Below are 13,275 nucleotides of genomic sequence, written 5' to 3'. Positions count from 1 at the left end.
TCAGGCAGCGCACTCGGTGCAGACCGGACCGTTCTTGCCGTCGCTGGCCAGCTGACTGCGGTGGTGGACGAGGAAGCAGCTCGTGCAGGTGAACTCGTCCGCCTGGCGCGGGACGACCCGCACCGACATCTCCTCGCCGGAGAGGTCGGCGCCGGGCAGCTCGAAGCCCTCGGCCATCTCGGTCTCGTCGACGTCGACATTGGCGGAGGTCGCGTCACCGCGACGGGACTTGAGCTCCTCGATGGAGTCCTCTGACAGGTCGTCGTCGGTCTTGCGAGGGGCGTCGTAATCGGTCGCCATCTCTCCTGATTCCTTGGGGGTTAGCAGGGCTGAAAACGTGATGCGCCGTCATCAACGCAGCAGGTGCTGAATTTGTGCCCGGCGCGCCGGATTGTGCCCCATCGGCGGGGCGAACGCCACCTCTTTGGGGTCAGCGCCCGGATTCTGGTCCGACGGCGCCGACGGCCGCGGCCAGCACGGCACTCATCTCGGCGTGCACGCCGGGAGCCCCGGCGAGGGTCATCCGCTCCCGCGGGGCCCCGCCGGCGAGGTCGGTGACCACGGCTCCGGCCTCGGTCGCGACGAGCCACCCGGCCGCCATGTCCCAGGGGTTGAGGCCACGCTCGTGGTAGACGTCGAGACTCCCATCGGCGATGCGGCACAGGTCGAGGGCCGCGCTGCCGAGCCGCCGGATGTCCCGCACCCGCGGCAGGACGTGGGTGAGGACTGCTGCCTGCCAGGCCCGGCGGTCGGCGTCGTAGCCGAAGCCGGTGCCGCACAGCGCGAGCTCGAGCGGGGTCTCGCCCACCTGCAGCCGGCGCGGCTCCTCGTCATCGACGCCGCGCCACGACCCGCCGCCGAGCCAGGCGCGATAGCGCTCCCCCGTCACGGGGTTGACGACCGCACCGGCCACCGGTCGCCAACCGCCGTCGACCGTCGGGTCACCGACGACCGCGGCCACCGACACCGCATAGGCGGGGATCTCGTAGAGGTAGTTGACGGTGCCGTCGATCGGGTCGACGACCCACGTGATGCCGGAGGTGCCGACGCGACCGCCGCGCTCCTCCCCCGCGAAGCCGTCGTCCGGACGCAGCTGCCCGAGCCGGGCGAGCAGGTGGTCCTGGCTGCGCTGGTCCATCACGGTGACGACATCGGTGCGCGAGCTCTTGGTCTCGGCGACACCCAGGTCACGGGGCCGCTCGACGGTGATGAGCTCGCCCGCCTCGACCGCGACCGTGAGGGCGATCGCGGCGAGCTCGGCCGGGTCGACACCGGCGGGCAGGGTCGGCGTGGGTGTGGCGGTCACGTCAGTCCGATCCGCACGACGCCGGCAGGGCCTCGCGCAGGTTGGGGCAGCAGCCGACCGGGCACACAGACGGGTGGGAGTCGAGGTCGCGCCACACCGCCCGGACCGGCTCCTCGCCGCGTGCCTGGGCTGCCCGCTCGAGCATGAGGTCGACGAGTCCGCGGACGAAGTCGCCGTCAGCCCCCGGGGTCGGCACACGGGTCATCCCCAGGCCGACCTCTGCCGCGGTCTCGGCGGCCTCGACGTCGAGGTCGTGGGTGACCTCCATGTGGTCGGAGACGAATCCGATCGGCACGACGACGACATGCCGCAGCCCCTCGTCGGCGAGCTCGCGCAGGCGGTCGTTGACGTCCGGCTCGAGCCACGGCGTGCGCGGCGAGCCCGAGCGCGAGCAGAAGGCCAGGCCCGCCAGCAGGTCGGTGCCGAGGACCGCGTCGACCTCGGCGGTGATCGCCGCGGCCAGCTCGGCCTGGTCGGCGGAGTAGGCACGCCCGTCACCGTCCCCCGGCCCCGAGGTCTCGTCCATCGCGTCGGGGATCGAGTGCGTGACGTAGAGCAGGGCGACCCCGTCGGCACCGACCTGCTCGACGGCGCCGCGGGCGGCGTCGAGCGTGTGGCGGGCGAGCGTCGCGGCGAAGCCGGGGTGCTCGCCGAAGGGCCGGACCTTGTCGACGACGAGAGCCTCCCTCCCTTCGACCGCCTCGGCCAGGCCCTCGCGGTACTGTCGGCACGAGGAGTAGCTGCGCCAGGCGCTCGTCGGCACCACGAGGACGCGCCGGGCGCCGCCGGCCTCCAGCTCGTCGAGCGCCTCCGGGACGAAGGGGGTGGAGTTGCGGTTGCCCAGGGCCACCGGCAGGGGGCACTCGCGGGCCGTGAGCTCGGCGGTCAGGTCGGCGACGAGCCGCCGGTTGAGCGCGGGCAGCGGGCTGACGCCGCCGACCCGCTCGTAGTGCGCGCCCACCTCGACCAGGCGCTCGTCGGGCACGCCGCGACCGGCGGTCACCCGGCGGAGGAAGGGCAGGACCTCGTCGGGCCCCTCGGGACCACCGAAGGACTGGACGAGGACCGCGTCGTAGGGGCGAAGGGGGTGCTCGGTCACTGGGTCGGGCATGGACACAAGGTAACCCCGCGGCGTGTGCGTCACCGGATCGGGCGCGGCAGGTGGCAGAGTCGTGCCGAGCACGAAGACGAGAGGGATTGTTGATGCGCGACCTGCGACTCATCGGGGTGCATGACGACGGCGAACACCTCGTGGTGACCGACGATGCCGGCGAGGAGTACCGCCTGCGCATCGACGAGCCCCTGCGCGCCGCTGCGCGCCGCGATCGCCCGCGGCTGGGCCAGCTGCAGATCGCGATCGACAACAACGTGCGCCCGCGCGAGGTGCAGGCCATGATCCGCGCCGGTGCGAGCGCCGACGAGGTCGCCGCCCGCACCGGCTGGGACCTCGACAAGATCGCCCGCTTCGAGGGACCCATCCTCGCCGAGCGCGAGCACGTGGCGACCCGGGCGCAGACCGTGCGCATGCGCGGCACCAACCAGGCCGGCTCCCCCGAGACCCTCGCCCAGCGCGCGGCGACCCGCCTCACCGGGCGCGGTGTCGAGCCCTCCTCGGTCGAGTGGGACGCCTTCCGCGACGCCGAGGGCCAGTGGACCGTCTCCGCGGTCTTCGCCGCAGGCGGTCGCGACCGCACGGCCACGTGGTGGTTCGACCTCGCCGGCATGAGCGTGGTGGCCAAGAACGACGAGGCCAAGTGGCTCTCCGAGGCCGACACCCCGCAGGCGGGCCCGGTCCCGACCCCCGTGCACCGGCCGACCGCGGTCTTCGACGTCGAGGTCGAGGAGACCAAGGCCGAGCGGGCGACCCGGGCCAACACCGACGACCTGATCAACTCCATGCGCGAGCACTCCGGCGCCAAGAGCCGTCGCCGTGGCGGCGGTCGCCGCAAGCGCGCGAGCGAAGCCGCCGCCGCGCCGGCGCACGACGACGCCCTGCCTCTCGAGGAGCTGCCGCCCCCGGCGCGCGGCACCCACCCGCGTGACGAGCAGCCGGCCGAGCCGACGCAGACCCAGCCCACCCCCGAGCAGGCGCCCGGGCAGTCCTCGGCCGGCTCCGAGCCGACTCAGGCACAGGCCGAGGCGCAGCCGGCTCCGGCCACCGACGGGCCCACTCCGGCGTCCGCGACACCGGACGAGTCCAAGGACGACACGCCTGTCGAGCCCGAGGACATCACGCTCGACGAGGCATCTGGCCCCGCGGGCGACGCGGCCGACTCGGAGTCCACCGACACCGGGTCCGGCTCCGACACCGACTCGGACGACCTGGCCGCGTCCGAGGGCACGGCACCGCAGGCCGAGGCAGAGACCGAATCGGCGCCGCAGCCCCAGGAGTCCTCGCCCAAGGGTCGTGGCCGCAAGGGCCGCAAGGGCGTGCCGAGCTGGGACGACGTGATGTTCGGGACGACCCGGGACTGACCGCCCCGGGCGTCACCCGGGCGGCGGGACCGGGCAGGCGTCGAGGTCGAAGGGCAGGACGTCCGCCGACTGGGCCGCGGTCTGGGCCGCACGCGAGTTCATCCGCCGCATGTGGTGGCGGCGGCAGAGCACCTCGTACTCCACGTGGCTCTCCCGGGCGGGCTCCGCGGTGTCCCCGACGACGACCTGCTCGCCCTCGACGACCATGACCCCGTCGACCACGCGGGCATTGTGCGTCGCCCGACGGCCGCACCAGCACAGCGCCGACACCTGCAGCACCTGGGTGCGGTCGGCGAGCTCGATGAGCCGCTGGCTCCCCGGGAAGAGTTCGGTGCGGAAGTCGCTCGTGATCCCGAAGGCGAAGACCTCGATGTCGAGCTCGTCGACGATGCGCGCGAGCTGGTCGACCTGCTCACGCGTGTAGAACTGCGCCTCGTCGCAGATGAGGTAGTCGACCCGCGCACCGGCAGTGAGCGAGGCGACGACCGTCTCCCAGAAGTCGAGCTCCTCGGCGACCTCGACCGCGCTCGTCGACAGACCCAGGCGCGAGGAGAGCACTGCCTCGCCCGAGCGGTCGAGGCGGGTGAAGATGATGCCAACCCGGCCCCTGGCCCGGTGGTTGTGGTCCATCTGCAGCGCGAGGGTGGACTTGCCGCAGTCCATCGTGCCGGCGAAGAAGCTCAGCTCGGCCACGTCAGTGCTCCCGGGGGTCGAGGACGAGCCACGGGATCGCAACCTCGTCGGTGGTGATCGACCCGTGCACACCGAGTAGGGCCCGCAGCTCCGGACGGTGGCGACGCGAGTCGACGACCGCCACCGGCCCGGTCATCGCGGCGATGACATCGCCGATGCGGGGCCGGACGAGGTCGCTGACCGGACCGAACCACCCGCGGGCGATGGCGTCGTCGGCGTCGAGGACGACGGCGTCGTCGCCGAGGCGTCCGCGCCAGACCGCGAGGACGTCCTCGCGAGCCCCGGGCACGACGTGCAGCTGCAGGCAGCGGGGCTCCCCCGCGACGTGCCGCACGCCGGCGTCGAGCTCGGCGTCGTGCGCCATGTCGGGTCGCGCGTCCAGCGGGACGTCGACCATGCCGTGGTCGGCCGTGATGTGCAGGGTGGTGTCGGGCGGCATCAGCCCGGCGAGGCGGGCCAGCTCGGCGTCGACGGCCTCGAGCTCGTCGCCCCACTCCAGCGACCCGACGCCGTGCACGTGACCGACCTTGTCGAGGTCACCCCAGTAGAGGTAGACGAGGGAGCGAGACTGTGCCCGAAGGGCGCTCACCGTCGCGTCGACCCGAGCCGCCAGGCTGGAGGCGGCGGTGAAGCGGCCGCCTCGCAAGGCGGCCTCGGTGAGACCGGAGCCGTCGAAGAACCCCGGCCCGACCCGGGTCACCGAGACCCCGGCGTCGTGGGCGGCCTCGAAGACCGTGGGAGCCGGTTGCCAGCGCCGCGGCTCGGGGCCCTCCTCCCAGGACAGCTCGTTGAAGACGGTGTCGCTCTGGGGGTCGTAGGCCTCGTAGCCGACGAGCCCGTGCGCCCCGGCGAGCGATCCGGTGCCGAAGGTGCCCATCGAGGTGGCCGTCGTCGACGGGAAGCCGCAGTCGAGGGTCACCGCAGCCTGCGGGTCCTGCAGCAGGCGGCGCAGGAAGGGGGCGTGGCCACCGCGACGGGCGAGCAGTGCCGCGCCGAGACCGTCGACGAGGACGACGACGGCCCGACGGGTGGGACGAAGGGGGCGGTCCCCCGGCCCGGCGAGTCCGGGCACCCCGAGGCTCGTCGCGACGGCGGGCAGCAGCCGGTCCAGTCGCGGCGTGGCCGGCAACAGCGACGAGTGCTGGTGGTCGTGGAGGGTCATGCGGCGGTTCAGTGCCCGATGCTCGCCGACAGGTCGCGGGGCGAACTCGATGGCGCGGTCGAGCGCCTCACGGCCTTCGGCCTCCGCGCTGATCCGCAGGGCGATGTCGTCGCTCGTGATGGTGCCGTCGTAGCCGTGGTCGCCGCCCTCGCAGTCCGGGTCGTTGCACTGCGCGGGCAGCAGGTCGACGCGGCTGACCGCGCCCCAGCCGATGGTGAGCGTGACCTCGCTGCCGAGGGACCCGGGCACATAGCTCGAGGGGTCACCGACGACGTGGGTCAGCATGACGCCGCGCACCGAGGCGAGCGGGATGCACTCGGTCGTGGCCGTGGCGATCTCGTGGGCCCCGGAGAAGTGGTCCGGGAAGTCGTCGGCGTGGGCGACGACGAGCCGGGTGCCGGTGCGGGCGAAGACCGTGATGTGCCGCCGCACGGCGTCCTGGTCGAAGGTCGTCTCCTGGTGCACGAGGTGACCGTGCACGTCCTCGGACCCGACCGCGGCCTTGATGACGTCGGCGACGAGGGCCGGGTAGTAGCCCGCGCGCTCGATGTCGGCCATGAGGGCGTCCGGGAGCGAGATCGCCGTGAGATCAGCAGGTGCGGGCATGTGGGCCATTGTGCCCCAGCGTCAGGTGAGGCTCCGCGCGCCGGTGTCGATCCGGCGACGGGTCACCGGCGCGATCATGACGTCGGCGCCGAGCACCGTGGCGCCCTCGGGATGGGCGACGACGGGGTTGAGCTCGACGGACGACAGCTCGAGGAAGTCGTCGGACATGATCGACAGCCGCCCGAGGATGTCCTCGAGCGCCGCCCGGTCGACCGGCGCCGCGCCGTCGTGCCCCATGAGCAGTGGGGCGAGCTTGAGGTCCTCGACGAGCTCGCGCACGTCGACGTCGGTGAGCGGCGGGATCCGGTAGGCGATGTCGTCGAGCAGGGTCGTCGGCGCGCCCGCGATGCTGAAGGAGACGACCGGCCCGAAGAGGGGGTCCTCCAGCGTCGAGAGCACCGTCGAGACCCCCGGCCGGGCCATCCGCTGCACGACGAAGTAGTTGGCGTCCATCGGCGCCAGCCGCCGGTCCAGAGCCTCGAAGGCCGAGCGCACCGCGTGCGCGTCGTGCAGGTCGACGCGGATGCCCTCGAGGAGGGCCTGCCCACGCACCAGCGGGGAGAGTGACTTGACGACGACCGGGTAGCCGACCTCCTCCGCGATGGCGACGGCCTCGTCGGCGTCAGCCGCCTCGAACCGGGGCCACACGTCGATGCCGTAGGCGGCGAGCAGCTCACGGGACTCGTCGCTCGTCAGGGCCCGGCCCTCCGGGTCCTCCTCGAGCACCCGGTCGAGCAGCGCCCGCGCAGCCCACCGGTCGATGCCGTCGCGCACGACGGTCTCGCCCTTGTCCTTGTCGCGCCACTGCCCGTAGTCCGTCGCCAGGGCCAGGGCCCGGATGGCCTCCTCGGGCATCGGGTAGAGCGGCACGGCCTGGCGCGGGGTGTCGTCGGCGACCTCACCGGTCTCGTGGAGGAAGGCGGCGTCACCCCCTTCGTCGACGCCGCGCAGACCGAGCAGCGTCGCCACGCACGGCTTGTCGGATCGGGAGGCGGCGTGCCGCAGGGCCTCGACGACCTCCTGGTCCAGGGCACCGACGGGCGGGATGAAGCAGACGATGACGGAGTCGACGTCGGGGTCACCGAAGGCGGCGTCGACCGCTCTCTGGAACTCGCGCGCCGAGGCCTCGGTCGGGATGGCGACCGGACCGTGCACGACCTCGAGGCCGCGCTCGGTGGCGTTGTCGGCGCACAGCGCGGCCAGCTGGCTGGAGTTGCCGACGATGGCCACGCGGCGCCCCGCCGGCAGCGGCTGGTGGACGAGCAGTTGCGCGACGTCAAACATCTGGTGGACGTTTTCGCAGTGGATGACCCCGGCCTGCTGCAGCATCGAGCCGAAGACGTGCGGCTGGACCTTGGGCTTGCGGACCTTGTGCCCGGGGGGCGCGCCGTAGGTCGCCGACGCCGGCTTGACGACGATGACCGGCTTGTTGGAGGCGAGGTGGCGGGCGACACGGGAAAACTTGCGCGGGTTGCCCATCGACTCGAGATAGAGCCCCACCGCGTGGGTGCGCTCGTCGTCGACCCAGTACTGCATGAGGTCGTTGCCGGAGACGTCGACCCGGTTGCCCGCGGAGGCGAAGACCGAGATGCCGAGGTTGCGTCGCGCCGCCGAGTCGAGGTTGGCGATCGCGAGCGCGCCACTCTGCGAAAACAGGCCGAGGTGGCCCGGGCGCGGGATGACCGGGGTCAGGGTCGCGTTGAGACTCACCGCGGGGTCGTTGTTGATCAGGCCGAAGGAGTTGGGTCCGAGCACCCGCATGCCGTGGGTCCGGGCGAGCCGGAGCACCTCCTGCTGCCGCGCGGCCCCGGCCTCGTCGACCTCGGCGAAGCCCGAGGAGATGATGAGCAGGGTCTTGACCCCCGCCGCGGCGCACTCGAGGACGACCTGGGTCACCCGCTCGGCGGGCACCGCGATGACGGCGAGCTCGACTCCCCCGTCGATCTCGCCGACCGTGCGCACGGCCGTCAGGCCGAGGATCTCCCCCGCGTCCGGGTTGACGGCGTGGACCTGACCGGTGAAGCCGCCGTCGAGGACCTGCTTGAGCACCTGGTGGCCGATGGCCCGCTCACGCCGGCTGGCGCCGATGACCGCCACCGAGGTCGGATGGAGCATGGCCCGCACGCTCTGCGACTCGGCGCGGTGCTCGCGGGCGAAGCGCACCGACAGCGACTCGGCGGTGGGCTCGATGGCGAAGTGGAGGGTGACGACCCCGTCCTCGAGGCGGCGGCTCACCTGGTAGCCGGCCTCGGAGAAGACGGAGAGCATCTTGCGGTTGTGCGGCAACACCTCCGCCTCGAACTCGGTGATGTCGCCGGCGTGGGCGATGGCCGCGAGGTGCTCGAGCAGCACCGACCCGATGCCCTTGCCGTGGTAGTCGTCGGAGATGTTGAACGCGACCTCGGCAGTGTGCGGGCCCACCCGGTCGTAGCGCCCGATGCCGATGATGTCGTCGCCGATCGTCGCGACGAGCGCCATCCGGTCGTGGTAGTCGACCTCGGTGAAGCGCTTGATGTCGCGGTCGCTCAGGGTGCGCATCGGCGCGAAGAAGCGCAGATAGATCGACTCGTCGGACTGGCGCGAGTGGAAGTGCCGGATGCCGTCGGCATCGGACGGCTTGATCGGCCGCAGTCTGCAGACCGAGCCGTCCCGCAGGACGACGTCGGCCTCCGCCAGCACCGGGTACCCCGGTGGGAGCTCCGTCATGTCCCCAATCCTGCCACGGGCCCCCGTGCCGCCCCCGCGGCAGGTCACGTGTGTCGGTCCCGGCCCGACAGCGGCGAAGGGGGAAGATGGGTGGGCTCATCAGCACCAGCCCACGAGGAGTCACCGCCCGCATGGCCCGCCGTCCCGCAGCCTCTCCCCCCGCCGACGTCCCGGAGCGGATCGTCGACATCGACGTCGCGGACGAGATGCGCAATGCCTTCCTCGAGTACAGCTACTCGGTGATCCACGCGCGCGCCCTGCCCGACGCCCGTGACGGCCTCAAGCCGGTGCACCGCCGCATCCTCTACTCGATGAGCGAGATGGGCCTGCGCCCCGAGCGCGGTCACGTCAAGTCCTCCCGCGTCGTCGGAGAGGTCATGGGCAAGTACCACCCCGCACGGCGACTCGGCGATCTACGACGCCCTCGTGCGCATGGCCCAGCCCTTCTCCATGCGCCTGCCCCTCGTCGACGGCCACGGCAACTTCGGCTCGCTCGACGACGGCCCGGCCGCCAGCCGCTACACCGAGGCCCGGATGGCCCCCGCGGCGCTGCTCATGGTGACCGGGCTCGACGAGGACACCGTCCCCTTCGTCCCCAACTACGACGACCAGCTGCTGCAGCCCGAGGTGCTGCCCGCGGCCTACCCCAACCTCCTCGTCAACGGCACCACCGGCATCGCCGTCGGCATGGCGACCAACATGCCGCCGCACAACCTCGTCGAGGTCATCGGCGCGGCCCGGCACCTGCTGACCCACCCCGACGCCAGCCTCGACGACCTGATGAAGTTCGTCCCCGGCCCGGACCTGCCCGGTGGCGGGCGGATCATCGGCCTCGACGGGATCCGCGACGCCTACCTCACCGGGCGCGGCAGCTTCCGTACCCGCGCGACGACGCGCATCGACAAGGTCTCGCCGCGCCGCCAGGGCATCATCGTCACCGAGCTGCCCTACCTCGTCGGCCCCGAAAAGGTCATCGAGAAGATCAAGGACGCCGTCCAGGCGAAGAAGCTGCAGGGCATCGCCGACGTCAAGGACCTCACCGACCGCGAGTCCGGGCTGCAGCTGGTCATCGAGATCAAAAACGGCTTCAACCCCGAGGCGGTCCTTGAGCAGCTGTACAAGCTGACCCCGATGGAGGACTCCTTCTCCATCAACAACGTCGCGCTCGTCGACGGGCAGCCCCGGACCATGGGGCTGAAGGAGCTGCTCACCGTCTACGTCGACTTCCGTCGGGACGTCGTGCGGCGCCGCAGCGAGTACCGCCTGGCCAAGCGCCGCGAGCGGCTGCACCTCGTCGAGGGCCTGCTCATCGCGATCCTCGACATCGACGAGGTCATCCAGGTCATCCGCAGCAGCGACGACGCGTCGATCGCGCGCACCCGCCTGCAGGAGGTCTTCGACCTCTCCGAGGTCCAGGCGACCTTCATCCTCGACCTGCAGCTGCGCCGCCTGACGAAGTTCTCCAAGCTCGAGCTCGAGCGTGAGCAGAGCGAGCTGCTCGAGCAGATCGCCGCGCTCGAGGAGATCCTCGGCGACGACAAGGTGATGACCCGGCTGATCTCCGGCGAGCTCGCCGACGTCGCCAAGAAGCACGGCGACCCCCGCCGCACGGTCCTGCTCGAGTCGGCCGGGCAGCCGGCCGCGGCCTCCACGCCGCTCGAGGTCGCCGACGACCCGTGCTGGGTGCTGCTGTCGAGCACCGGTCTGCTCGCCCGCACCAGCGACGCCGAGCCCCTGTCCACCGAGGGCGGGCGGTCCAAGCACGACGCGATCGTCGCGGCGGTGCGCACCACGGCCCGTGGCGAGGTGGCCGTGGTCACCTCGGCCGGGCGGATGGTCCGGCTCGGGGCCCTCGAGCTGCCCACCCTGCCCCCGTCCAACGGCGCCCCCACCCTCTCCGGCGGCGCGCCGCTCGCGGCCTACGTCGACCTGCCGGGTGACGAGACCCCGCTGACGCTGATGAGCCTGTCGAGCGACTCGCCCGGCCTGGCCCTGGGCACCGCCCGGGGCGTGGTCAAGCGGGTGACGACCGACTACCCCAAGGGCCACGCCTGGGAGGCCATCTCGCTCAAGGACGGCGACCGCGTCGTCGGCGCCGTCGAGCTCAAGACCGGTGAGGAGGAGCTCGTCTTCGTCACCAGCCAGGCCAGCCTGCTGCACTTCTCCGCCGCCGACGTCCGCCCGCAGGGCCGCTCCGGTGGCGGCGTCGCCGGCATCCGGCTCACCGACGACGCCCACGTCGTCTTCTTCGGTGCGGCCGACCTCAACCACGACAACATCGTCGTCACGGTGTCGGGTTCCTCCGACGCGCTGCCGGGCACCGACGCCGGCTCGTGGAAGGTCACCTCCTTCGACGAGTACCCCGGCAAGGGTCGCGCCACCGCCGGTGTCCGCGCGCACCGCTTCCTCAAGGGCGAGGACGTGCTGATCACCGCCTGGGTGGGCCGCGCCGGCGCCCGTGCCGCGCAGCCCAACGGCGTGGCGATCACCCTGCCCGACGCCGACGCCCGCCGCGACGGCTCCGGCACCCCCGCCTCCGCCGTGATCGGTGGCATCGGCTCCCTCTGAGCCCCCTGTCCCGCATTGCCCTACGGCAATGCAACCTCTCGACATCAAGACTCTGCATTGCCCTACGGCAATGCGGGATCGACCCTGCATTGCCGTAGGGCAATGCACCGTCACGGCGTCCACGCAGAGCGAAGGGGGCGGCACCGGATCACCGGTGCCGCCCCCTTCTCCTCGTGGAGCTCAGTCGTGGTCGATGTGCTCGGGGTCGCGCATGTAGGTCTTCTTGGCGTAGACCGCGCGGTTGATGAACCACGTGACCACCCACAGCAGGATACCGAGACCGAGCAGGATGCCGGCGATCTCGTACTGCTGCTGCTGCTCCTCGCTGCGGGCCCAGGGCCCGACGAGGAAGGCGCAGGTGAGCGCGGCGATGATCGGCAGGAAGGTCGGGGTCTTGAAGTGGTCGCGACCGACGTCGTCACGACGCAGCACGAGGACCGCGATGTTGACGACGGTGAAGACGGCCAGCAGGAGGAGCGAGGTCGTGCCACCCAGGAGCGCGACGACGGGGCTGTCGCTGCGCAGCACCACGTAGCTGATCAGGCCGTAGGCGATGAGCGTGGTGAAGAGGATGGCCACCCACGGCGTCTGGCGGGTCTTGTGGACGACGCCCAGACCGGGGGGCAGCACCTCTTGTCGCGCCATGCCGTAGACGAGTCGCGAGGCCATGAGCATGTTGATCAGCGCGGAGTTGGCGACGGCGAACATCCCGATGAAGGGGAAGATCTTGTCGAAGGGCAGGTCGGGCGCACCAGCGGCGACGACCTGGGTCAGTGCCGACTGCTCCCCGCTCACCAGCTCGCCGACGGGCACGAGCGCGACCGCGGTGATCGAGACGAGGACGTAGATGACTCCGGTGATGCCCAGACCGGTGAGCATGACCTTGGGGAAGATCTTCGACGGCTCGTGGGTCTCCTCGGCCATGTTGACCGAGTCCTCGAAGCCCACCATGGCGAAGAAGGCCAGCGCGGTCGCCATGGAGATGGAGATGAAGACGCTCTTGTCACTCGGGCTCTCGAAGACCACGGTGCGCGAGAAGTCCGCGCGACCCTGGGTCACGGCGTAGAGGCCGATGAAGATGATGAGCAGCAGGCCGGAGAGCTCGACGAGGGTGAGCACGACATTGGCCTTGACCGACTCCCCCACGCCACGCAGGTTGATCAGCGCGATGATCGTCATGAAAGCCAGGGCGATGACCAGCAGCGGGGTCGACCCGTTTTCCCAGTCCTGACCGAAGCCGTCCCGCAGGAAGCCGGCGAAGGCGTTGGAGGCGGTCGAGGCCGAGGTGATGCCGGAGCACATGACGGCGAAGGCGACGATGAAGGTCAGGAAGTGGATCCCGAAGGCCTTGTGGATGAAGGTCGCGGCGCCACCGGCCTTCGGGTACTTCGTCACGAGCTCGAGGTAGGAGAAGGCCGTCATCGTCGCGACGATGAAGGCCGCGAGGAAGGGAGCCCACGCGGCACCGCCGACCTCCGCGGCGACGTCGCCGGTCAGCGCATAGACACCCGTACCGAGGATGTCTCCCACGATGAAGAGGAGCAGGAGCTTGGGGCCCATGACCCTCTTGAGCTCGGTCTTCTCCTCACCGGCTTCGTGGTCCGAGGTGGCGACGTCGGACATGGGTCCTCCCTGGGTCGGGGTGCGCGGGGGGCGCACCGATCCCCTAACCGTGACCCAGAGCACGTCCACGTGCAACCACCGACGCGGCGACGCGCCGAGATCGTGTCCAAACGGGCCCCGTCGTGCCGGCCCGCCC

General features: G+C 71.6%; 8 protein-coding genes and 1 pseudogene. 2 read left to right on the top strand and 7 right to left on the bottom strand.

The window, feature by feature from the left end; translation table 11 throughout:
• The 3 genes from H7A72_RS06875 to H7A72_RS06865 form a co-directional block, all read right to left on the bottom strand.
• Entirely contained in the window at nt 1-300 is a 300-nt protein-coding gene (locus H7A72_RS06875) for a DUF4193 domain-containing protein (protein ID WP_068317285.1), read from the bottom strand.
• Between the two features lie 130 nt (nt 301-430).
• Nucleotides 431-1,306: an inositol monophosphatase family protein gene (locus tag H7A72_RS06870; protein WP_185222071.1), complete on the bottom strand. Its 876-nt coding sequence runs from the start codon at nt 1,304-1,306 to the stop codon at nt 431-433.
• 1 nt (nt 1,307) lies between these two features.
• A complete protein-coding gene (locus H7A72_RS06865; RefSeq protein WP_185222070.1) occupies nt 1,308-2,417 on the bottom strand; it encodes a ferrochelatase in 1,110 nt (369 codons plus the stop codon).
• Nucleotides 2,418-2,509: 92 nt separating this feature from the next.
• On the opposite strand from H7A72_RS06865, the gene sepH reads away from it, so the two are divergent.
• On the top strand, nt 2,510-3,781 hold the full coding sequence (sepH, locus tag H7A72_RS06860; RefSeq protein ID WP_185222069.1) for a septation protein SepH: 1,272 nt from the start codon (nt 2,510-2,512) through the stop codon (nt 3,779-3,781).
• 12 nt (nt 3,782-3,793) lie between these two features.
• Here sepH and H7A72_RS06855 read toward each other — a convergent pair whose 3' ends face one another.
• The 3 genes from H7A72_RS06855 to H7A72_RS06845 are packed head-to-tail and all read right to left on the bottom strand — an operon-like array spanning nt 3,794 to nt 8,948.
• Entirely contained in the window at nt 3,794-4,474 is a 681-nt protein-coding gene (locus tag H7A72_RS06855) for a thymidine kinase (RefSeq protein ID WP_072624444.1), read from the bottom strand.
• A 1-nt stretch (nt 4,475) separates the two neighbouring features.
• A complete protein-coding gene (locus H7A72_RS06850; RefSeq protein WP_223277819.1) occupies nt 4,476-6,242 on the bottom strand; it encodes a DUF5998 family protein in 1,767 nt (588 codons plus the stop codon).
• Nucleotides 6,243-6,263: 21 nt separating this feature from the next.
• The gene (locus H7A72_RS06845) at nt 6,264-8,948 is read right to left on the bottom strand and encodes a bifunctional GNAT family N-acetyltransferase/acetate--CoA ligase family protein (protein ID WP_084450445.1); all 2,685 of its coding nucleotides are present in this window, start codon (nt 8,946-8,948) and stop codon (nt 6,264-6,266) included.
• Nucleotides 8,949-9,079: 131 nt separating this feature from the next.
• Between H7A72_RS06845 and H7A72_RS06840 the strand changes: the two are divergent.
• Nucleotides 9,080-11,516 (top strand): annotated as a pseudogene (locus H7A72_RS06840) (DNA topoisomerase (ATP-hydrolyzing) subunit A).
• Between the two features lie 180 nt (nt 11,517-11,696).
• Here the strand turns inward: H7A72_RS06840 and H7A72_RS06835 are convergent.
• The gene (locus H7A72_RS06835; protein ID WP_084450447.1) at nt 11,697-13,139 is read right to left on the bottom strand and encodes an APC family permease; all 1,443 of its coding nucleotides are present in this window, start codon (nt 13,137-13,139) and stop codon (nt 11,697-11,699) included.
• Between the last annotated feature and the right edge of the window lie 136 nt (nt 13,140-13,275).

This window comes from Janibacter sp. YB324 (assembly GCF_014217915.1).
Taxonomy (GTDB): domain Bacteria; phylum Actinomycetota; class Actinomycetes; order Actinomycetales; family Dermatophilaceae; genus Janibacter; species Janibacter indicus.
This window is presented reverse-complemented; position numbering and strand designations above follow the sequence as displayed.

Excerpts from the sequence above, each read along its gene's own strand:
- H7A72_RS06875 (WP_068317285.1), bottom strand. The coding sequence starts at position 300 with ATGGCGACCGATTACGACGCCCCTCGCAAGACCGACGACGACCTGTCA.
- H7A72_RS06865 (WP_185222070.1), bottom strand. The coding sequence starts at position 2,417 with ATGCCCGACCCAGTGACCGAGCACCCCCTTCGCCCCTACGACGCGGTC.
- sepH (WP_185222069.1), top strand. The coding sequence starts at position 2,510 with ATGCGCGACCTGCGACTCATCGGGGTGCATGACGACGGCGAACACCTC.
- H7A72_RS06850 (WP_223277819.1), bottom strand. The coding sequence starts at position 6,242 with ATGCCCGCACCTGCTGATCTCACGGCGATCTCGCTCCCGGACGCCCTC.
- H7A72_RS06845 (WP_084450445.1), bottom strand. The coding sequence starts at position 8,948 with ATGACGGAGCTCCCACCGGGGTACCCGGTGCTGGCGGAGGCCGACGTC.
- H7A72_RS06835 (WP_084450447.1), bottom strand. The coding sequence starts at position 13,139 with ATGTCCGACGTCGCCACCTCGGACCACGAAGCCGGTGAGGAGAAGACC.